Origin of the sequence: Legionella sp. ST3F1, from assembly GCF_048553315.1 — a bacterium.
GTDB lineage: Bacteria > Pseudomonadota > Gammaproteobacteria > Legionellales > Legionellaceae > Tatlockia > Tatlockia donaldsonii.
The window spans coordinates 70,541-89,700 of the sequence record NZ_JBLZIO010000016.1 but is presented as its reverse complement, the minus strand read 5'-3'; the positions used below and the strand labels follow the sequence as shown (position 1 = coordinate 89,700).

Here is a 19,160-nt window from a genome sequence, read left to right as displayed (position 1 = left end):
TACTCACCACTGTTAATCGTTGAAGATGATTTTGTTTGTCAGCACATTTATCTGTCCTTACTCAACGAGTATCAACCCGTTTTGGCAGCGACAGCGGCAGAAGCCCTTGACTGCCTGTCAAAGCAGCCTTTCCATTGCATCCTGCTCGATTTGGGTTTACCGGATAAACCAGGCGAGGAGTTGCTTCCTTTGATTCGTAGTAATCCCTTAAATGGCAATACACCGGTGATTGTTATTTCCGCACATGTGGATGAGGCGTTAGGCCAGCAATGTTTGGCTTTAGGGGCGAACTACATTTATACAAAACCCTTGCTTCCTACGATGCTACGACGGATGGTGAAAAGCGTGTTGGTTCATTAGTTTGGAAATCCCCCGCTTGCGGCGGGGGATTTGAGTTTGATTTATTATTAAGCAGGCTCAGAAAGTTGGGTAATGCTGTCTAATTGTAGTTGTATAAGCATGGTAAGCTCATCAAGCATTTGCTGGCGTGACTCTTGATCGCCAGGAAATTGTTTATAAATAAGATTGGCAATAAATGCGGACAATGCCTGGGATACCACTTTACGATTACGGAGTGGTTGAGGCAGTTTTTCTATAGACTGGGTTAATGCTGACAGTAAATTTTGCCCCAATAGATTCATTGCCTTGGAATAATCTTCAGCGGTTAAGGTATCGCCTGCTTGCATTTTATTTCCTGTTATTTTGTGATGGAGCGGGATTATAGAGGCTATCTCTAGTCATTTCAATGTTGTGTAGCTAAAACCTGTGCTAACTGGTTTGATAAAGTGCTGAGAAAGAGTATTAATCTTTGCCTGAAGGGCATGTTGGACCGGTATAATTTTAATTAAATCAATTGTATCAGGACTGAAATCAGGGTCCTTTAAGTAGCAGCTATTCCCGCCATGGCGGGAATAGCGTTCATTAGCTTTTGATTATGGGCATAAACGTCTGCAGCAATGATTTGAAGATTTTGGGAGTGCCAGCGACAACATCACCTTGTTTCATGTAGGTTTCGCCGCCTTGCAGGTCACTAATCAATCCCCCCGCTTCTTTGACAATCAAGCTGCCCGCTGCGATGTCCCAGGGACGAAGACCAAACTCCCAAAAGCCATCTAATCTACCGCTCGCCACGTACGCTAAATCCAAGGCAGCGGAGCCAGTACGTCTAACACCAGCACATTTGCCAATTAATGCTTCAAACGTGGGTAAATAGCGTTGTGCCATGGCAGTATTGCGGAAAGGAAAACCCGTACCGAGTAGGGCGGCATTTAATTGTGTTTGTTTCGAGACTCGAATACGTCGATCATTTAATTGTGCACCACGGCCGCGGCTCGCTGAAAAGCATTCATGGCGGATAGGGTCATAGACAACGGCATGCTCAATGCGGTTTTTTACTTTATGGGCAATCGATACTGAAAAGAAGGGAAAACCATGCATATAGTTGGTTGTGCCATCAAGCGGATCAATAATCCATACAGAGTCTGCATTATCATTATGAATACCGCTTTCTTCAGCAATAATGCCATGCTCGGGATAAGCTTTATGGATAGTATGAATAATGGCTTGTTCTGCCTTGATATCCACTTCAGTAAAATATTCCTCACTGCTCTTTGCGGTGATCTTAATTCGATCGAGTTGCTCTAAATGACGGACAATGATATCGCCGGCAAGGCGTGCGGCAGTAATGGCAATATTTAATAGTGGTTGCATGGATTCGCTCGTTTTTAACAAAGTTTGCGATTCTAACACATTTTTTTTTGTACAGAGAGAAGTCATTGCTGGTATAGTTGCGATTACTGAATAATTAAGACTGTTGTTATGAAATTTGCTTCAATTCGAATAGTACTGATTGAAACCTCCCACCCTGGCAATATTGGTTCAGCTGCAAGAGCAATGAAAACGATGGGTTTACATAAGCTCTATCTCGTCTCGCCGAAGTCTTTTCCTGATCAAAAAGCCTATGAAATGGCGGCTGGTGCGGATGATCTGTTACAGCAGGTAGTGGTTTGTGACTCGTTGGAAGAAGCACTTACAGGTTGTCAGTTAGTTATTGCGACCAGTGCGAGGCCGCGAGGACTTAGTCTACCAGGGTTAATTCCGGCAAGTTGTGCGGAACTGGTTTGCTCGCAACCTGATGAGACAGAGGTGGCGATTATTTTTGGCCGCGAACGTACAGGCCTTACTAATGAAGAGTTATTGCGCAGCCATTATCATGTCAATATCCCCTCTAATCCTGTCTATAGTTCTTTAAATCTTTCCCAGGCAGTACAAATTATTGCCTATGAGCTGCGAATGAAACTATTATCCCCGGCAGCTGATGTTGAATTACGCCATGATCGTTTGGCAACGGCAGATGAAGCAGAACAGTTTTATACTCATCTAATAGAAGTCTTGCGAGCAATAAATTTTTTAAAGACTACAAAGCCGACCAGGCGTTTGATACAACGGATTAGAAGGCTATTTAATCGCGCAGGCCTTGAATATATGGAAGTCACTATACTACGAGGGATTTTAAGCCATATGCAAAATGCATTGAAGTACGCAAAGGATCGCTAGCAGGAGTTCAGAATGAGTAAATTACCAATTTATTTGGATTATATGGCCACTACGCCTGTTGATCCGCGGGTAATTGAAAAAATGATGGGGTATCTAGGGCCTGATGGCTGCTTTGGCAATCCAGCCTCAATTACTCACGTCTATGGTAAGCAGGCGGCTGAAGCGGTGGATTATGCACGGTCCCAAATAGCGGCTGTCATTCATGCGCAGCCACAAGAAATTGTATTTACCTCTGGTGCTACCGAGGCGGATAACCTGGCTATTCTTGGGGCGGCGCGTTTTTACCAGAGGAAAGGCCGCCATGTGGTTACCATGCTTACAGAACATAAGGCGGTACTTGATAGTTTCCATCAGTTAGAGAAAGAAGGCTTTCAAGTCACTTATCTGGAACCGCAACCCGATGGCTTACTCAATTTACAAACACTGATCCAGGCTCTCAGGGACGAAACAATTTTAGTGTCTGTCATGCACGTTAATAATGAAATAGGGGTTGTGCAGGATATTAGTGCCATTGGTGAACTCTTGCGTGGCAGGGGAATTATATTTCATGTGGATGCCGCACAAAGTGCCGGTAAAATTGAAATTGATTTGCGTAAATTGCCTGTTGATTTAATGTCGTTTTCTGCTCATAAAAATTACGGTCCTAAGGGTATAGGGGCTTTGTATGTCCGTCATAAGCCTCGAATTCGCATTCAAGCACTTTCTTTTGGGGGAGGTCATGAAGGAGGGATGCGCTCAGGTACTTTAGCAACCCATCAAATAGTAGCGATGGGAGAGGCTTTTGCCCTTGCTGAGCATTCCCGTGTCCAGGAGCAAGCAGGTATTTTGCGTTTGCGGCAGCAATTATGGCAAGGAATTAAACATTTGCCTGGAGTTCGCTTAAATGGCCATGAAGAACAACGCGTAGCAGGAAATTTAAATGTGACGTTTGCTGGCGTTGATGGAGATTCACTCTTATTAGCTTTACGTGAATTAGCTATTTCAACGACCTCTGCTTGCGCAGCGGCAAGCCGGCAGCCTTCCTATGTACTGAGGGCACTGGGTTTAAATGATGAGTTAGCTTATAGTTCAATTCGATTGTCTTGCGGCCGTTTTACTACTGAAGAGCAAGTGAAGCAGGCCATTGAAATAATTTGTTATCAGATAAACCGTTTGCACGAAATATCGCCACTATGATGTATAATGAACTTGTAGAGTCTTGTTTTTTTTCGCCAACCCATGTGGGTGTTTTGGATCAGTTGCGGCCGTTGTGTGCCCATTATCATGGGGGAGAAGCTGGTCGGGGTGACGTATTCGACTTTTATTTATGTTGTGATGCGCAAGGCCACATCCTCAAGGCGCGCTTCAAAGCCTATGGGAATCCCTATTTGATTGCTGCTGCAGAATGGTTGTGCCGGCAATTAGAGGGGACTTTGTTGGAGACACATCCAAAATATGATCACGCTTGGTTGGCCCAAGAATTGGCTCTGCCAAAAGTTCGTTATCACGTGGCACTGCAGATTGAAGACGGCTATAAAGAAATTGTGCGGATTATGAAAGCAAAATTGGTTGCCTTCCAGGGGGCTCCATTTCGCTAGCTTGAGTCGAAAGGTGTTGATTTTCGAACATCGCAGCAAAGTTTACAACTGAGCATTTCGGCCAAGAGTAGAAATGACAACAGACCCTAATCCAGGGTTAATAAGCAAGGGGGAAAAATGAGTGAAGTGATGCAGCATAAAAGTGATTCTGTGATGGGTGTTACTTTCAGTGAAGCGGCTACTCGCCATGTACTTTCTGATCTTGGCAAACATCCAGAAAGTAGAGGGATTCGTTTATCGGTAAAAAAGACTGGTTGTTCTGGTTTGTCTTATGTTGTGGATTATGTTGTGGTGCCCCATGAGAACGATATCGTGCTGCCGTTAGCCGGTGATTATCAAATCTGTATTGATAAGGGCAGTTATCCCTATCTTAAAGGGATGAGTATTGATTACGTCAAACAGGGATTAAACCATAAGTTTGTTTTTAATAATCCTAATCAAACAGGGCAATGTGGTTGTGGAGAGAGTTTTACAGTGGAGTAAAACTCTCAGCTCATTATTCTTCGCGAGGGATGTGGGGTCTGGGAGGCCTGGGGAGTTGTATCGGTCTTTCATGGTGGCCACCGGATACCTTAGCTAAATTTTCTGTAGGAATTTTTTGTTTTTCTTTCTTTAAGCCACTCGTTTTTTTCTCGGATTTCTTAGTCATCTCAATCTTTCCTTATAACAAATATTCTAAATTATAGACAGAAAGCAATGTTTTTTTGCAATTGCCGCCCTGTTTTCGCATCATTTATTATCATTTTGTTTTTTTCAAGGCTTTTTATTATTTATTTAGAGCAGAAAGTGGCCGCCAAATGATAAAAAAATGCTCATATTTTACAAAAATGCTTGAAAATTTCCCATTTTTCCCTTAAGCTTCCCTTAATAAATGAATATCAATAAAACAATGTTTACACTCTTTGAGATATTTGTTAGTATATCGCGCATGATGTTCAGTCTCTGCATTGAGTTTGACCACATGTTCTATAGTTAATTTTGTGTGTTGGGAGAGGAATAATGAGTGCAGTTATGCAACAGGTTGAGCAAAACAATGAAGCGTTGACTCAACAGGTCGTTGGAGCAGTAAAGGGTTATTTGAATACGGTTGGTAATAAAGATGCGAACTTGAATCTTTATCAATTAATTGTTGAAGAAGTTGAAGCCCCTTTATTTCGTACGGTAATGGAATTAACTCGTTATAATCAGTCTAAAGCTGCTCGTGTTCTTGGTGTAAGCCGTGGTACTTTGCGTACTAAACTGAAGCGTTATTTTGACGACGAGTTTATCGGTACGCGTGGTTAATTCTTGAGACTGTTGATAATTCGTCTAGGCGATTATGCTTTGATTTCTGTCTATCACAGCCAAATCAAGGCATGAATAATAAGCTAGGGGAAATATTAATAGTCTTTCATTGGGCACTCTGCTAGTATTAACAACAGAGTCGGTCAGGCAATCGCTCTTTGTGTAAAACAAAGGGAGGAAAGTCCGGGCTCCGCAGGGCAGGGTGCCAGGTAACTCCTGGGAGGCGTGAGCCTACGGAAAGTGCCACAGAAAATATACCGCCTATTTGTTGTTCACAGCAGGTAGGTAAGGGTGAAATGGTGTGGTAAGAGCGCACCGCACGATTGGTAACAGTCGTGGCAGGGAAAACCCCACCCGGAGCAAGACCAAATAGGAATCCTTCGTGCTGCGATGCACGAACGTATGGCCCGTACGGGATTCGGGTAGGTCGCTTGAGGCATGTGGTGACGCATGTCCCAGATGAATGGTTGTCCAAGACAGAACCCGGCTTATCGACCGACTTTTTCTATTCCCCCCCTTGATTCTCATCATAACTAGACTTACTATCGGCGCATTTGCAATAGCGGAGTCTATTGACCATGATGCTATGTATTGATGTTGGTAATTCACATATCTACGGCGGTGTATTTGCCGGGGATGAGATTCGTCTTCGCTTTCGCCATACTTCGCAAGTGAGTACTTCCGATGAATTAGGCATTTTTCTTAAAACTGTCTTGCGTGAGAATCAGTGTTCACCGGAAGGAATTAATGCAATTGCCATTTGTTCTGTTGTACCACAGTTAGATTATTCTCTGCGGGCCGCCTGTGTGAAGTATTTTTCTGTAGAGCCTTTCATGTTGCAAGCAGGGGTCAAAACAGGTTTAAACATTAAATATCGTAACCCGGTTGAAGTTGGTGCAGACCGTATAGCCAATGCGATCGCGGCGACGCATGCTTTTCCAGGAAAAAATATTGTAGTCATTGATTTTGGTACTGCTACGACATTTTGCGTAATTACCATGCAAAAAGCGTATCTGGGTGGAGCAATCTTACCTGGTGTGCGCTTGTCAGTCGATGCGCTTGCTACCAAGACTGCGAAGTTACCGGCGGTAGAAATTGTTAGAACAGAACAGGTTGTAGGGCGCTCTACGATTGAAAGTATTCAGTCAGGTGTTTTTTATGGTGCTTTAGGTGCTTGTCGCGAATTAATTAATCGCATTAAAACCGAATCTTTTGCTGGGCAAGATGTAATCGTGCTGGCAACAGGGGGATTTGCTTCTTTGTTTGATAAACAGGGAATTTATGATCATTTGGTTCCTGATTTGGTGTTGCAGGGTATTCGTTTGGCTGCAATGCTGAATAGCTAGCAAGTTGTAGTTGTTGTTTTTAGGTAGTGACAGTAGTTGTAGTAAATCAGTTTTAATCTCTGCGTTTATTCGAAATACATAGTTGTTCCTTTCCTAAAAAAATAAAAACGATTTCTAGGGTGTTGATCTATCAAGAGAGTGCTCTAAATAAAATCACTATGCCTCTTTGTAGGCTTGTGAATGGGTATTGCTGAAATTTTTTACTAGAAAATCCTGTTTTGGGGTTGACGCTTGGGAAAATGTGTTTCTATAGTGTATAAAAGTGGTTTAAAATACTAAAAAAGTGGAGAATTGTGGGATGGTTAATAACCGACCACAAAAAAGAAACCATGTTTCGTGGAATTAATGCCATCACAATTGACGGGAAAGGCCGTCTTGCAGTACCAACGCGTTATCGAGACGCCTTGGGTGCGCAAGAGAAATCCTCTTTGGTGGTGACCATTGATACAGAAGAGACATGTTTGCTGCTTTATCCAGCAGCGCAGTGGCAGATTATTGAGGATAAGCTGCAAAGCTTGCCTAGTTTTAATGTGGCAGCTCGTCGAATTCAGCGCTTGCTGATTGGACATGCAACGGATGTAGAGCTGGATGGGAATGGCCGTGTGCTTTTACCACCTTTATTACGCGACTATGCCCATCTTGATAAACGAGTTGTGATGATAGGTCAGGGCAATAAGTTTGAAGTTTGGGATGAAATGTTGTGGCAGACCAGACGCGAACAATGGTTGGCTGAAGAAGCTTCCCAAGAGGATGGATTGCCAGATGAGATGAAAACTTTTTCTTTGTAACGGAAATAATTATGATGGCGCACCAATCAGTATTGTTGCGGGAAACAATAGAAGGCTTGGCTATCAAGGCAGACGGCATCTATATTGATGGAACTTTCGGCCGTGGTGGTCATAGTCGCGCTATTTTGCAGCAATTATCTGCAGCAGGGCGTCTAATTGCAATTGATAAAGATCCTGAAGCAATAGAGTACGCTAAACAACATTTTGCTAAGGATAATCGCTTTCATATATATCAAGGCTCATTTGCGAAGCTTGCTTCATTTGCCAAGCAAGCCAATGTTTACGGGCAGGTCAACGGTATTTTGTTGGATTTAGGCGTTTCTTCGCCCCAATTGGATAACCCAGCGCGAGGTTTTAGTTTTATGCAGCAAGGACCTTTAGATATGCGCATGGATTTAGATCAAGAGTTGGATGCTGCTCGATTTGTTAATAAGGCAGAGGCGGATGAAATGGCTGCCATATTCCGAGAATATGGCGAAGAGCGTTTTGCTGGACGCATTGCACGTGCAATTGTGGCTGCGCGTACAGAGTCCCCCATTCAGACTACAGAAGCTTTGGCGGAAATTGTCAAACAAGCTAATCCAAAATGGGAAAAACATAAACATCCTGCAACAAGAGTATTTCAAGCGATACGTATTCATGTGAATCAGGAATTGAGTGATTTGACGGCTTGTCTGGATGAAGCTCTCAATGTTTTAGCAGTTGGCGGGCGTTTGGCAGTGATTAGTTTCCACTCCTTGGAAGATCGTATTGTTAAGCAGTTTATGCGTACTAAAGAGCAAGGTTTGCGCCTGCCACCGGAGGTGCCTGTACGCAATGTGGATATTCAAACGTGTTTTAAGCGGGTGGGGAAGGCCGTCAAAGCATCTGATGAGGAAGTAAAAGAAAACATCAGGGCACGCAGTGCGGTCTTAAGAATAGGAGAAAAAATAGCATGAATGCCGCAGCCAGAGCGATTAATCAGAGCAATTTTTTTAGTGGACAATTACTAGATATGCGTCTCTCAAAACAGCTTTGTTTCATGTTAACTTTACTATTGGCAGTATTACTGAGTGCCTTGGCTATTATCTATACGACCAATGAGCATCGTATCAGTTTTAGTCAGTTGCAGCATTTAGAGCAGCAAACGCACCAGCTGCAGTTGCAATGGGGACAATTACTTTTGGAGCAAGCAAGTCTTGCAACGCCCGCAAGAGTAGAGGAGCTGGCAATACAGAAATTACAGATGAGATTACCGGCGGATAAAGAAACTTTTGTGTTGCGAATCCAATGAAAACAAATGGTCATCAAGCTCGGCTAGTAGTCGTATCGTTTTTTTTCATCCTGCTACTAGCAGTGCTTGTATGGCGGATGTTGGATTTGACAGTACTTCATCGTCAATTTTTGTTAGGGCAGGGCGAGGCGCGCAGTATTCGTACCATTGATATTCCGGCCTACCGCGGCATGATTACTGATAGACAAGGGAGTCCTCTCGCTGTAAGTACACCAGTACAATCCGTGTGGGTAAATCCTAAAGTATTTTCACCGAATGCCAAACAATTGGCAGCGTTATCCCGTTTACTGAATGTACCTGCAAAGCGAATCGTTGCCAGAGTTAGAAGAGCCAGTTCGCGGGAATTTCTTTATCTACATCGCCAGTTACCGCCCACGCTTGCTAAACAAATTGAGCAACTCAAAATTCCTGGTGTTAATTTTCAACAGGAATTTAAGCGATATTACCCTGAAGCAGAAAGTACCGCACAGTTAATTGGTTTTACTAATATTGACGATGCTGGTCTTGAAGGATTAGAGCTTGCTTATCAGGATTGGTTAATGGGAGTTAACGGCAAGAAGAGGGTTGTAAAAGATCGTACAGGCCAGATTGTTGATGAGTTGGGTGTGCTTAAAGAACCTCGGCCAGGACATGATTTACCTTTGAGTATTGATAAACGTATTCAGTATTTGGCTTACCATGAATTACAGCTAACTCTGGAGAAATTTGCTGCAAAATCGGGTTCTGTGGTGGTTGTTGATGCTCAAAATGGAGAAATACTGGCAGCGGCCAATTACCCGTCATTTAATCCTAATGCACGTGGTCGTTATACGCGTGACAGTTATCGTAATAAAGCGATAACCGATATTTTTGAACCCGGATCCGTGATCAAGCCTTTTAGTATAGCCAGTGCGTTGGGAAGTGGTTTGGTGAAGCCCGAAGATATTATTGATACCCGGCCAAGCTGGATGATAGTACATGGCCATACTATCCGTGATGTCCATAATTATGGTGTATTAGATGTAACGGGCGTATTACAGCATTCCAGTAACGTTGGTGTTACCAAAATGATTCTCTTAAGTCCCCCCGAACAACTCATTGGTCTGCTGCAGCGCAGTGGGTTTGGACAACGCACGGAAAGCGGTTATCCCGGAGAAAGTGATGGGGGAATTGTTAAAGCCAAAGATGCGAATCCATTTGTATTAGCAACGCTGGGTTTTGGTTATGGTTTATCTGTAACAGCTTTACAGTTAGCGAAAGGTTATCTTATTTTTGCCAATAAAGGGCGATTGTTACCGGTTACTTTACTACATAATGAAACAACAATCGCTGGTGAACAAGTACTGGATGAGAAAACAGCCAGTCAGGTTCTTGCCATGATGGAGGCAGTGCTTGGTAATGAAGGGACAGGAAAATTGGCTAGAATCCCTGGTTATCGAGTTGCCGGTAAAACAGGAACCGCAAGAATTGCCGGTAAAAATGGCTATGAAGCGAATCGTCACATTGCGAGCTTTGTCGGTATAGCGCCAGTTTCACAACCGCGGCTTGTTGTGGTTGTTGTGATTCACGAACCGACACGAAACAGTTATTATGGCGCGGCTGTTGCAGCCCCACTTTTTGCACAGGTTATGTCTGGGGCTTTACGCATCTTGGAAGTGCCCCCTGATAAAACAACTACGTGAGGTTACCATGAAACTTGCTGAGTTAATGCGTCCTTGGATTACTGAGAATCTACCTGATTGTGACATTCTAGGTATACATAACGATAGCCGGCAAATAAAACATGGGTTTTTATTTTTTGCTTATCCTGGCGCTGCTACTGATGGTAGGTTGTATATTCAACAGGCGATTAAAGCAGGTGCAAAAGCGATTGTTTACGAACCAGATCATTGGCCAAGTAATTGTCAACTTCCAACGCAAGTACCCTGCCTTGCTTTACCAGATCTGGCAAAAAAACTTGCCGCAATTGCCAGCCGATTTTTTGTTGAGCCAACGAAGAAATTAGCGGTAACTGGAGTTACAGGAACAAATGGCAAAACAACCATTGCTTACCAATTAGCTCAGGCTCATACCCTATTGAGTGAAAAAGCGGCTTACATTGGAACCCTGGGGCAGGGTGATGTTACTGCATTGGATTCTTTAGCGAATACAACGCCAGATGCGCTTTGTTTGCAATATCTTTTATACACCTATCAGCAAAAGGGTATAAAGCAAGTGTGTATGGAAGTTTCCTCTCATGCCTTACATCAAAAGCGGGTGGAGGGTATTGATTTTCACCAGGCAATTTTTACTAATCTAAGTCATGATCATCTTGATTATCATGAAACAATGGATGCTTATGCTGCTGCGAAAGCGTTACTCTTCGCCGAGCCAACCCTCAAGTGGGCCATTATTAATCAGGATGATAATTACCAACAAGCAATGCGGGCTGCAGTGAGAAAACCTTGCCAAATTATCAGTTACGGCATTAAAGATGAGGCCGATGTGCGCGCTTTGCGTTGGGATGTTAGCTTGGCGGGGACTCGGCTTGAGGTGGCTTCACCTTGGGGCCAGCATCAATTAGTGATTAATGCACTGGGTTTTTTTAATATTTATAATGCCCTGGCCGTTTTTACCAGCTTATTGGCAGTTGGCTATGATGTTGAGAAAGTCATCCCTGTGATGGCAGAATTACAACCGGCCCCTGGCCGTATGGAAGTTGTAACGCATGAGCCCTATGCGATCGTTGATTACGCACACACGCCAGATGCGTTGCAAAATGTATTGGCTACTCTAAAAAAAGTAAAAAAAGGTCGTATTATAGTCGTGTTTGGTTGTGGTGGTGATAGAGACAAGAGTAAACGACCGATAATGGGTCGAATTGCCAGTGAATATGCAGATATTGCTATTATCACCAGTGATAATCCGCGTAATGAGGATCCTTGGGCTATCATTGATGCCATTGATGCCGGAATAATTTCCAAAGCTAATTTGTATAAAATTTCCGATCGAGAAGAAGCGATTACCAAAGCGCTTAATTTGGCACATAAAGATGATATTATTCTTATTGCGGGCAAAGGTCATGAAGCCTATCAGCAAATTGGCAATGTGCGGCATGCCTTTTCTGATCAAGCGGTGATAAGGCGTTTGAAGGCTAAACAACAAGTAAATTAAAAGCTAAATCAACACCTATCAAATTGTTAGAGCAAGCTTGGGTACTACAGCCGAATTAGTTTCGGCTTGACTTCAGTACCCCATCAATATTGTGGCTACCACGATAAGCAATCCCACTAGGAGAGTAAAAAAACCTGTGACGAACACTCATGGAGTATCGTTTTTATAAACATGGCAATGCCGATCATAATAAGATAGGGATCAAGCACTTTGCCTAAATTATAGAGCCCTACTAAAACAGAAGATCTCCTTCAGGTAATAATCGACGGTTGCTTAACGATTATTATTAAACCCAAGGATATTACGTGTTTGCTGGTTTACTAATTGTGCGTTATAGACACAGAAATCATGACGATTTTTATGTGCTTTGCGCAGTTCGGTAAACGTTGCAGCAAGATTACTGGAAGTCTTTAACAAGTTTGTCTCAACAGCAGGATTAAAAAGCGATAAAACACAATCCTGCCAACTCTGCGCTTCAGGCAAGGGAGGTAAGTTTGCAATGGTTGCCAAAAAACTACCCATTGTAGGAGGAGAAAGGTCGTAGCAAGTATGCAATTTCTGACTTAGGATGAATACAGCAGCATACTTGGCTTCAATGCTATGGCCCGCAATGTGAGGGGTGCATAACCTGGAAAAATTAACAATCTCTGGGTTAATAAAAGGTTCATTATTATAAACATCAGTACAATAGATAACTGACGGAGTTTGAAGAAGGGCTTTTTCGTCGATGATACCACCGCGCGAGGCATTGATGATGGCACAACCTGGTTTTAATCGTTTAAGCAGTGCTGCATTGATAAGATTCCGGCTGGGGTAAGGGGGCTCCCCGTGCAAACTGGCATGGACACAGATTAGATCACAATCAGCGAGTTCGGTCAAAGTAATACTGTAGAAATTGGTGTCGCGTTTGCTTTTGGGTGGATCATAGCAAAGGACTTCCATGTTGGCTGCTGCCAAGCGTTCTTTTACTTTTGAGCCAACTTCACCTACACCAATAAGACCAGCCTTCGTACCTTGAAATGAATGATACCTCTGCAAATAGGCGAGTGTGGCAATAACATAATCAGCCACCGCAACAGCATTGCTGCCTTTTGCATCCAAGAGCGTAATGGCATGCATTTTTAAATAAGCACTATCGATATGGTCAGTGCCGCTACTGGCTGTTGCAACATAGCGCAGTGAATGTCCTTTGAGTAACTGCTCATTAACTTTCAGGGTGGCGCGGCATAAGAGAATATCTTGTCCACTGAGAAGTTCGGCTATATTTTCACCCTCTTTGTAGACAGTTAATTCAAAGGGTTGTGGGAAGGCTTGGGCTAAACCCGGTATAGTTGCATCAGCGAGAATTTTCATAAATTAAATAAAAAACGAATAGTTGCCAGTGACCAGCTAATGGCAGGATTGAGTAACCAGCCCAAAATACCGCTAAGTAACAGTGCTAATAAAATAAAAAAACCAAAGGGTTCTATTTTCTCATAAATCAAAGCTTGCCTGACTGGTAAAAGACAAGCAACAACGCGCCCGCCATCGAGAGGTGGAATGGGTATCAAATTAAAATAAGCGAGAAGCAAATTGATAAGTATTCCTGCTCGCGACGTGAGCAATAAAAACAAAGCAATATTAGAAGAGTTAGGATCCAGCATGGTGGCTAGTTTGAGGCAGCACGCCCATAAAAAAGCCATTATGAGATTTGAAACTGGGCCTGCAGCACTCACTAATACCATATCACGGCGTGGATTGCGCAATTGCGAGCTGTTAATAGGTACAGGTTTGGCCCAACCGAACACAAAACCACTTAATATCAAAGTAATAACAGGGACAATTATCGTGCCAATGAGGTCAATGTGACGCAGGGGGTTAACGCTTAAACGCCCAAGCATCTTAGCGGTTTTATCGCCGAAATAATTAGCAACCAAGGCGTGGGCTGCCTCATGAAGGGTTATGGCAAATAAAACTGGAAGTATCCAGGTGACTATTTGTTGGATGGTTGTTAATTCAAGCATGAGTATAGAAATTTACTCCATTATGAGCGTGCGTCATTCTAACGGATAGTTGGTGATTTGCTCAAGCCAATGCTGTACCGAGTAGTTGAGTTTACGTTTAGAATAGTTGCTGGCCTGTCTTGGGTATTCGGGATCATAATTTCTGGGCAATGACTAGGTACGATGGACAGGGCCGTGTTGCTCTTATATCATGTCATGTCAAATTGGGGCGATGAGCAAATGCCTTGGATAAACTGAATAGTTATTTATTACTAGGATTTTTTTCTTTATTAATTTTCATGCCTGGTATCGCAAAAATGCCTGTAATTGATAGGGATGAAGCACATTTTGCCCAGGCAAGCCGACAAATGATACAAACCGGCCAATACTTTCAAATTCGTTTTCAAGAGAAAACCCGTTTTCAGAAACCACCTGGAATAAATTGGCTGCAGGCAGGTAGTGTAAATTTATTCTCTAGCGCCCAGTCTACAAGTATCTGGCCTTACCGCATACCGTCCTTGTTAGGTGCATTATTCTCTGTATTGCTGACCTATTTTTTCTCTCGCCGTTTTGTTAGTCGGCGCACAGCCGGATTAGCCACAGCGCTATTTGCTTCTGCACTATTGCTCGTTGTAGAAGCCCATATGGCGGTGATTGATACTTCTTTATTGTTTTCTGTGTTGTTAATGCAGGGTGCCTTGTGGGTTATTTATCAAAAAGCCATCGATAAACAACCTGTTCATTGGGGATGGGCCGGTTGCTTCTGGTTGGCTATGACTTATGGTTTAGTGCTAAAGGGTGTGACACCGTTAGTTGGGGGCTTATCTGTTGCAACACTCTGTATTATTGAACGACGTATGGATTGGCTTCGCGGGCTGCGTATTTATCGTGGTTTATTATTGTTTACCTTAGTTAGCTTCGCCTGGGTTCTGATGGTTAATGCCGCAGAAAACAGTAATTATTTACTACAAATGATTCATAAGGATTTATTACCTAAATTACAAGGTGGGCATGAATCACATGGTAAGCCGCCCTTATTTCATCTAGTCATTTTACCGTTAACATTTTGGCCGGCTTCTCTGTTTTTATGGCAAGGTGGAACTTATGCTGTTCGTAATCGCCACAATAAAGTAGTTAAATTTCTGTTAGCTTGGCTTTTGCCCACCTGGATCTTTTTCGAATTGATGCCAACCAAATTACCTCAATACGTGTTACCCACATTTCCCGCTATTGCATTATTATGTGCTTTAGCTATTGAAAAAACTGAGAAAATAAAACGGCCGGGGCGTTGGTTGCATTTCTTGCAGATTCTATGGGGATTTTTATCCCTAGGGTTTGCTTTTAGTTTAGCTCTCTTGCCTTACCTGGTGATGCAACAGATTCCTGTTATTAGCTGTATTCTGTTTGCTGGATTGTCTGGTATGACAATTATTTGTGTTTATTTTGCTTGGCAGGGTGCTTATTATCGTGCCAGTATAGCGGTACTTATTTCGGCTTTGGTTGCCTATCCACTCATTTTTACAGAATTATTACCTTCCCTGGAGCCTCTTTGGCTAACAAAAAATGTGGTGGAACTGATTGATAGGAAGCAAATTTCATCTGCCAAGCCTTTACTGGTAGTGGGTTTTGAAGAGCCCAGTTTAGTGTTTAATTTAAACACTAATTTGGTGAAATTTACTGATAGCGAGATGGCAGAGAAAGCGTTGCAACAAGACTCGTCTCGGTTGGCTTTAATCGAACCGGCTCTGTTTGCCAAATGGATAAATAACCGTAGGAGCTATGCTATTATGGCCTATACGAAAGGTTATAATTACACCAAAGGCCGTTGGGTAGAGCTTTTTTTAATTAGACAAGAAAATATGGGAGAAAAACAGTATGTCGCCCTTTGATCGTTTGTTGGCTGTAATGACTAAGCCCTGGGTCGCGATGCTCTATATTGGTTTCGTTGTTTTGTCCTTTTTGTATCTTGATAAACCTATTGCCCAATATTTTTATTCAATTGATTTAAAAGAAAATTTGCCGTTATTGACTTGGTTAACAAAACTGGGTTTAGGTTTGATCTATATGGTTGGATTTTTTGTTCTTGCACTTTTTTTCCGCTATATACGACAAAATAGCGAGTGGGAGGCGCGCGCCTGGTTTTTATTTATGTGCGTTACCATACCTGGAGTCATTTGCGTATTTTTGAAGGCATTATTAGGACGAGCCAGACCAGATATGTGGTTTGACGAGCAGTTGTACGGTTTTTTTGGTTTTAAAACCAATGCCTATTTTTGGTCCTTTCCATCTGGACATACAACCACAGTGATAGGTGCAGCCTTGGGCTTAAGTATTCTGTTCCCGCGTTATTTTTATGCCTTTATTTTGGCTGGTTTAACCATTGCGTTTTCCCGCGTTTTTCTTACCCATCATTATCTCAGTGATGTTTTGACGGCGGGTTACCTCACTTTATTAGAAGTTGGGATTTTGCTGTGTATTTTGCGACGCAAATCATGGCTGGCTCCGGCTTGGGGACATACGGTACAATAAAAATTTTCTGATTTTAAGGTGAACTGAAATGGCTTCTATGCAGGTTGCTTTGTCGATTGTTATTCCTGTTTATAATGAGGTCGATAATGTTGAACCATTATATGAGGAAATTGTAGCGACGCTTTCAGCGACAGACTTTCTTTACGAAGTCATTTTTGTTGATGATGGCAGTAGGGATGGTACGATAGAAAAACTTGATTCGTTATCACAACGTTACAGTAATTGTCGTGTTGTTTATCATAAGCGAAATTTTGGGCAGAGTGCGGCTTTTTTGAGTGGCGCCAAAGCAGCTCGCTATGCTTTGTTAGTTACGTTGGATGGTGATGGACAGAATGATCCTGCCGATATTCCGCGACTTGTGGAACAAGTACAAGATTTTCGTACAGTAGTTTTAGGCAACCGTAAAAAAAGGGATGATAATTACTTAAGAAAATTATCTTCGCGTATCGGTAATGGTGTACGGCAGCGTTTCCTTGATGATGGGTGCCCTGACACAGGGTGCAGTTTAAAACTGTTTCCTCGAGAAGCTTTTTTAGCTTTACCTCATTTTAACCATTTGCATCGCTTTTTACCGGCTTTGTTTAAAAGAGCTGGATTTAAATTAGTTAATTTACCCGTGAATCATAGACCGCGCCGCCACGGCGTATCTAAATATGGTGTTATGAATCGACTATTTGTTGGTATTCATGATTTAATTGGCGTGCGCTGGTTATTAAAGCGTCCTTGTGCCCCGGAGGTTTCTACACATGAACGGTGATTATCTGTGGCTCACTATTGGTTTTATTGGTCAGGGAATTTTTTCTGCACGTTTTGTCGTACAGTGGCTGATTAGTGAAAAAGTGAAGCGAAGTGTTATTCCTGTCGCTTTTTGGTATTTGAGTTTATTGGGTGGTTTAACATTATTGGTCTATTCGATTTATAAACAGGATCCTGTCTTTATATTAGGACAATCGACCGGTGTTTTTATCTACGCACGCAACCTTTATTTAATTCAGAGAGAGCGTTCTTCCAGGATGACAAAGAAACTAAAACAGGTATCGTAGTCTTTGTCGCTTCTTCCGCTAGGTAACATAATAAGTTCGTCCAGTTACGATTAAGCTGTTTCCAGGATTTTCCACCCAATTTATTGCTTTCGACGGAGGTGGCATTAAGGTATTTACCCACACAGGTAATTGCGGGCTTTGCCAAACAAGGAGTAGCTTACCTCTGGGTAAAGAAAACGGAGAGGCAGGATGCAGATACCAGCCATTTTTAATGCCGAGTTTCAACATGAGATTTCCTAATAACCAATAGGAGTCAGAGACAATGTAATCCACCTTGAAGCGATCTGCTTGGATTGCTTGTACTGTTTCATTGACAGGAAATTGATTGTATTTATTATGTTCTGAGTGACCGCGATTAATTAGGATACCAAAGAAAATGAGTTGGACTAATAAACAAATTACGGCAAAAGAACGTATTTTGGTGGTTAACTCAGGTTTTAGTTGCACTTGGCTGAAGATACACAGTGGGCATAAAAATAGGATTGGAATAAGCCAGCGTGTTGCAAAATTACTAATACCCGCAAAAAAAATAATCGAAGCAAGCAAGGGTAAACTAATTAAATGGTAACGTAGAAGTAAATAATTCCTGGCAGTTTGACGTAGTTGCCAATGCTTGAATGGAAAAAAAATAGTTGTAACGAGCAAGACTGGAGAAGCAAAAAACAGGATTGCTTTACCGAATTCTATAAGGCCAAACGAAGATTGCTTATTGTCAGGCATTAACTTGGAACGCGCATGTAAGCCAATACCAGGGTGTTCAGACAGCCAAAAAATATAAGGACTTGCAAGAGCAAGGGCTGCCACTAAGGTTAATAGCATACCTGGATGGATTAATTTAATACGGTAATTATCAATGGAAATTGCACTCAGCAATAAGATAGAAAGAAACAAAAGATAATTAAATTTGGAAAGAAATCCTATGCCGATAATAAGACCAAAAATTAGATACCAAACTGTTTTTGGCAGGCGTGAAGGTGCGATGAACCAATACCAGGTAAGGCAGGCGGCAAATAAGACCAAGACTGAATGGGTATTGTCTTTTATCAGATCAAGACTAATAGCCGGTATCAGTGCCCAAGCTAAGGTAGCACACCAGGCCAAGGTATTATTCGGGCAATGTAAGCGACAAATTTGATGAAAATAGTAAAAACAGCCAAATAAAAGACTGCACTTTAATAAAACAAGACTTAATAAATTAAAACCAACTAGCTTGAAAAAAAGATATTGCAGCCAGGAATAAAAAGGAGGCTGATCAGGATATCCTGGTAAGAGTTGTTGCGCCACAATGACTTGCTCTGCTTCATCTAATTCAAGTGAGTTGCCACGCAAGAAAAGTCGAATGAACAGAATAAGAAGAGTAAGAAAAAAAAGAATAACTGCTGGTCGCTCAAGCCAATAAGAAGATTTCCTCATCGTTTAGACCATCTTGATTGCTTAAAATGATTAAGTATAACGTATGAGAGAAAATTCCATGCTATTTATTCGAGAAAAAGTTAATTCTTGATAATTTGTTATTCTTGGTGATTTTATCGATAATGCAAGCATTTAGTTTGTGAGACAATAGGGTATGCAGGCCTGGCATCTACTGTTTGTTGGGGGAGTTTGGTCACGAAATTATTTGTACTTCTATTGACCGTAATTGTTTCAGTT

General features: G+C 42.2%; 22 protein-coding genes and 1 other RNA gene. 17 read left to right on the top strand and 6 right to left on the bottom strand.

Going from position 1 to position 19,160, the window contains the following annotated elements; translation table 11 throughout:
- The first annotated feature begins 9 nt into the window (after positions 1-9).
- Positions 10-360: a response regulator gene (locus ACN4Z1_RS11615; protein WP_419413455.1), complete on the top strand. Its 351-nt coding sequence runs from the start codon at positions 10-12 to the stop codon at positions 358-360.
- Positions 361-407: 47 nt separating this feature from the next.
- On the opposite strand, the gene ACN4Z1_RS11610 is transcribed toward ACN4Z1_RS11615, so the two are convergent.
- Both ACN4Z1_RS11610 and ACN4Z1_RS11605 read right to left on the bottom strand, forming a co-directional pair.
- Positions 408-686 carry a hypothetical protein gene (locus tag ACN4Z1_RS11610; protein WP_228364893.1) on the bottom strand — a complete coding sequence of 93 codons (279 nt, stop codon included), beginning with the start codon at positions 684-686 and terminating at the stop codon, positions 408-410.
- A gap of 235 nt (positions 687-921) precedes the next feature.
- Positions 922-1,710: an inositol monophosphatase family protein gene (locus ACN4Z1_RS11605; RefSeq protein ID WP_228364894.1), complete on the bottom strand. Its 789-nt coding sequence runs from the start codon at positions 1,708-1,710 to the stop codon at positions 922-924.
- 108 nt (positions 1,711-1,818) lie between these two features.
- Between ACN4Z1_RS11605 and ACN4Z1_RS11600 the strand changes: the two genes are divergently transcribed.
- From ACN4Z1_RS11600 to ACN4Z1_RS11585, 4 genes are all read left to right on the top strand, one after another.
- The gene (locus ACN4Z1_RS11600; RefSeq protein ID WP_115221625.1) at positions 1,819-2,556 is read left to right on the top strand and encodes an RNA methyltransferase; all 738 of its coding nucleotides are present in this window, start codon (positions 1,819-1,821) and stop codon (positions 2,554-2,556) included.
- 12 nt (positions 2,557-2,568) lie between these two features.
- On the top strand, positions 2,569-3,732 hold the full coding sequence (locus tag ACN4Z1_RS11595) for an IscS subfamily cysteine desulfurase (protein ID WP_228364895.1): 1,164 nt from the start codon (positions 2,569-2,571) through the stop codon (positions 3,730-3,732).
- Entirely contained in the window at positions 3,729-4,133 is a 405-nt protein-coding gene (locus ACN4Z1_RS11590) for an iron-sulfur cluster assembly scaffold protein (RefSeq protein ID WP_228364896.1), read from the top strand. The genes ACN4Z1_RS11595 and ACN4Z1_RS11590 overlap by 4 nt, the downstream gene beginning before the upstream one ends.
- 117 nt (positions 4,134-4,250) lie before the next feature.
- Positions 4,251-4,616 (top strand): HesB/IscA family protein, encoded by a 366-nt coding sequence (locus tag ACN4Z1_RS11585; protein ID WP_228364897.1) that lies wholly within the window; start codon positions 4,251-4,253, stop codon positions 4,614-4,616.
- 13 nt (positions 4,617-4,629) lie between these two features.
- On the opposite strand, the gene ACN4Z1_RS11580 is transcribed toward ACN4Z1_RS11585, so the two are convergent.
- Positions 4,630-4,782 (bottom strand): hypothetical protein, encoded by a 153-nt coding sequence (locus tag ACN4Z1_RS11580; protein WP_181879369.1) that lies wholly within the window; start codon positions 4,780-4,782, stop codon positions 4,630-4,632.
- A 350-nt stretch (positions 4,783-5,132) separates the two neighbouring features.
- Between ACN4Z1_RS11580 and ACN4Z1_RS11575 the strand changes: the two genes are divergently transcribed.
- The 8 genes from ACN4Z1_RS11575 to ACN4Z1_RS11540 all read left to right on the top strand — a co-directional run bounded on the left by ACN4Z1_RS11575 (position 5,133) and on the right by ACN4Z1_RS11540 (position 11,956).
- Complete coding sequence (locus ACN4Z1_RS11575) at positions 5,133-5,417, top strand: helix-turn-helix domain-containing protein (RefSeq protein WP_058447477.1); 285 nt, start codon at positions 5,133-5,135, stop codon at positions 5,415-5,417.
- 135 nt (positions 5,418-5,552) lie between these two features.
- Positions 5,553-5,924, top strand: an RNA gene (gene rnpB, locus ACN4Z1_RS11570) — RNase P RNA component class A.
- Positions 5,925-5,995: 71 nt separating this feature from the next.
- A complete protein-coding gene (locus tag ACN4Z1_RS11565; RefSeq protein ID WP_058447476.1) occupies positions 5,996-6,763 on the top strand; it encodes a type III pantothenate kinase in 768 nt (255 codons plus the stop codon).
- A gap of 329 nt (positions 6,764-7,092) precedes the next feature.
- Positions 7,093-7,551, top strand: coding sequence for a division/cell wall cluster transcriptional repressor MraZ (mraZ, locus tag ACN4Z1_RS11560; RefSeq protein WP_115222728.1), 459 nt, complete (start codon positions 7,093-7,095; stop codon positions 7,549-7,551).
- An 11-nt stretch (positions 7,552-7,562) separates the two neighbouring features.
- A complete protein-coding gene (gene rsmH, locus ACN4Z1_RS11555) occupies positions 7,563-8,489 on the top strand; it encodes a 16S rRNA (cytosine(1402)-N(4))-methyltransferase RsmH (protein WP_228364898.1) in 927 nt (308 codons plus the stop codon).
- Positions 8,486-8,824, top strand: coding sequence for a cell division protein FtsL (gene ftsL, locus ACN4Z1_RS11550; RefSeq protein ID WP_058447474.1), 339 nt, complete (start codon positions 8,486-8,488; stop codon positions 8,822-8,824). The genes rsmH and ftsL overlap by 4 nt, the downstream gene beginning before the upstream one ends.
- Positions 8,821-10,485 carry a peptidoglycan D,D-transpeptidase FtsI family protein gene (locus ACN4Z1_RS11545; RefSeq protein ID WP_228364899.1) on the top strand — a complete coding sequence of 555 codons (1,665 nt, stop codon included), beginning with the start codon at positions 8,821-8,823 and terminating at the stop codon, positions 10,483-10,485. Before ftsL ends, ACN4Z1_RS11545 begins: the two co-directional genes overlap by 4 nt.
- Positions 10,486-10,492: 7 nt before the next feature.
- The gene (locus ACN4Z1_RS11540) at positions 10,493-11,956 is read left to right on the top strand and encodes a UDP-N-acetylmuramoyl-L-alanyl-D-glutamate--2,6-diaminopimelate ligase (protein WP_228364900.1); all 1,464 of its coding nucleotides are present in this window, start codon (positions 10,493-10,495) and stop codon (positions 11,954-11,956) included.
- Positions 11,957-12,229: 273 nt separating this feature from the next.
- Here the strand turns inward: ACN4Z1_RS11540 and ACN4Z1_RS11535 are convergent, their stop codons facing one another.
- Positions 12,230-13,309 (bottom strand): 4-phosphoerythronate dehydrogenase, encoded by a 1,080-nt coding sequence (locus ACN4Z1_RS11535; RefSeq protein ID WP_228364901.1) that lies wholly within the window; start codon positions 13,307-13,309, stop codon positions 12,230-12,232.
- Positions 13,306-13,959, bottom strand: a complete 654-nt coding sequence (locus ACN4Z1_RS11530) for a site-2 protease family protein (RefSeq protein WP_228364902.1) — start codon at positions 13,957-13,959, stop codon at positions 13,306-13,308. Before ACN4Z1_RS11530 ends, ACN4Z1_RS11535 begins: the two co-directional genes overlap by 4 nt.
- A gap of 224 nt (positions 13,960-14,183) precedes the next feature.
- On the opposite strand from ACN4Z1_RS11530, the gene ACN4Z1_RS11525 reads away from it, so the two are divergent.
- Genes ACN4Z1_RS11525 through ACN4Z1_RS11510 form a run of 4 tightly spaced genes read left to right on the top strand, consistent with a single transcriptional unit; the run spans position 14,184 to position 17,510 of the window.
- Positions 14,184-15,827 carry an ArnT family glycosyltransferase gene (locus tag ACN4Z1_RS11525; protein WP_228364903.1) on the top strand — a complete coding sequence of 548 codons (1,644 nt, stop codon included), beginning with the start codon at positions 14,184-14,186 and terminating at the stop codon, positions 15,825-15,827.
- Positions 15,814-16,467 (top strand): phosphatase PAP2 family protein, encoded by a 654-nt coding sequence (locus ACN4Z1_RS11520; protein ID WP_228364904.1) that lies wholly within the window; start codon positions 15,814-15,816, stop codon positions 16,465-16,467. The genes ACN4Z1_RS11525 and ACN4Z1_RS11520 overlap by 14 nt, the downstream gene beginning before the upstream one ends.
- Before the next feature lie 28 nt (positions 16,468-16,495).
- Entirely contained in the window at positions 16,496-17,224 is a 729-nt protein-coding gene (locus tag ACN4Z1_RS11515) for a glycosyltransferase family 2 protein (protein ID WP_228364905.1), read from the top strand.
- Positions 17,214-17,510 (top strand): lipid-A-disaccharide synthase N-terminal domain-containing protein, encoded by a 297-nt coding sequence (locus tag ACN4Z1_RS11510; protein WP_115221615.1) that lies wholly within the window; start codon positions 17,214-17,216, stop codon positions 17,508-17,510. Before ACN4Z1_RS11515 ends, ACN4Z1_RS11510 begins: the two co-directional genes overlap by 11 nt.
- Positions 17,511-17,528: 18 nt before the next feature.
- On the opposite strand, the gene ACN4Z1_RS11505 is transcribed toward ACN4Z1_RS11510, so the two are convergent.
- On the bottom strand, positions 17,529-18,923 hold the full coding sequence (locus ACN4Z1_RS11505) for a glycosyltransferase family 39 protein (protein ID WP_228364906.1): 1,395 nt from the start codon (positions 18,921-18,923) through the stop codon (positions 17,529-17,531).
- Positions 18,924-19,160 lie beyond the last annotated feature (237 nt).

Coding starts and splice junctions, on each gene's coding strand:
- ACN4Z1_RS11610 (WP_228364893.1), bottom strand. CDS start 686: ATGCAAGCAGGCGATACCTTAACCGCTGAAGATTATTCCAAGGCAATG.
- ACN4Z1_RS11605 (WP_228364894.1), bottom strand. CDS start 1,710: ATGCAACCACTATTAAATATTGCCATTACTGCCGCACGCCTTGCCGGC.
- ACN4Z1_RS11600 (WP_115221625.1), top strand. CDS start 1,819: ATGAAATTTGCTTCAATTCGAATAGTACTGATTGAAACCTCCCACCCT.
- ACN4Z1_RS11595 (WP_228364895.1), top strand. CDS start 2,569: ATGAGTAAATTACCAATTTATTTGGATTATATGGCCACTACGCCTGTT.
- ACN4Z1_RS11590 (WP_228364896.1), top strand. CDS start 3,729: ATGATGTATAATGAACTTGTAGAGTCTTGTTTTTTTTCGCCAACCCAT.
- ACN4Z1_RS11585 (WP_228364897.1), top strand. CDS start 4,251: ATGAGTGAAGTGATGCAGCATAAAAGTGATTCTGTGATGGGTGTTACT.
- ACN4Z1_RS11580 (WP_181879369.1), bottom strand. CDS start 4,782: ATGACTAAGAAATCCGAGAAAAAAACGAGTGGCTTAAAGAAAGAAAAA.
- ACN4Z1_RS11575 (WP_058447477.1), top strand. CDS start 5,133: ATGAGTGCAGTTATGCAACAGGTTGAGCAAAACAATGAAGCGTTGACT.
- ACN4Z1_RS11565 (WP_058447476.1), top strand. CDS start 5,996: ATGATGCTATGTATTGATGTTGGTAATTCACATATCTACGGCGGTGTA.
- mraZ (WP_115222728.1), top strand. CDS start 7,093: ATGTTTCGTGGAATTAATGCCATCACAATTGACGGGAAAGGCCGTCTT.
- rsmH (WP_228364898.1), top strand. CDS start 7,563: ATGATGGCGCACCAATCAGTATTGTTGCGGGAAACAATAGAAGGCTTG.
- ftsL (WP_058447474.1), top strand. CDS start 8,486: ATGAATGCCGCAGCCAGAGCGATTAATCAGAGCAATTTTTTTAGTGGA.
- ACN4Z1_RS11545 (WP_228364899.1), top strand. CDS start 8,821: ATGAAAACAAATGGTCATCAAGCTCGGCTAGTAGTCGTATCGTTTTTT.
- ACN4Z1_RS11540 (WP_228364900.1), top strand. CDS start 10,493: ATGAAACTTGCTGAGTTAATGCGTCCTTGGATTACTGAGAATCTACCT.
- ACN4Z1_RS11535 (WP_228364901.1), bottom strand. CDS start 13,309: ATGAAAATTCTCGCTGATGCAACTATACCGGGTTTAGCCCAAGCCTTC.
- ACN4Z1_RS11530 (WP_228364902.1), bottom strand. CDS start 13,959: ATGCTTGAATTAACAACCATCCAACAAATAGTCACCTGGATACTTCCA.
- ACN4Z1_RS11520 (WP_228364904.1), top strand. CDS start 15,814: ATGTCGCCCTTTGATCGTTTGTTGGCTGTAATGACTAAGCCCTGGGTC.
- ACN4Z1_RS11515 (WP_228364905.1), top strand. CDS start 16,496: ATGGCTTCTATGCAGGTTGCTTTGTCGATTGTTATTCCTGTTTATAAT.
- ACN4Z1_RS11510 (WP_115221615.1), top strand. CDS start 17,214: ATGAACGGTGATTATCTGTGGCTCACTATTGGTTTTATTGGTCAGGGA.
- ACN4Z1_RS11505 (WP_228364906.1), bottom strand. CDS start 18,923: ATGAGGAAATCTTCTTATTGGCTTGAGCGACCAGCAGTTATTCTTTTT.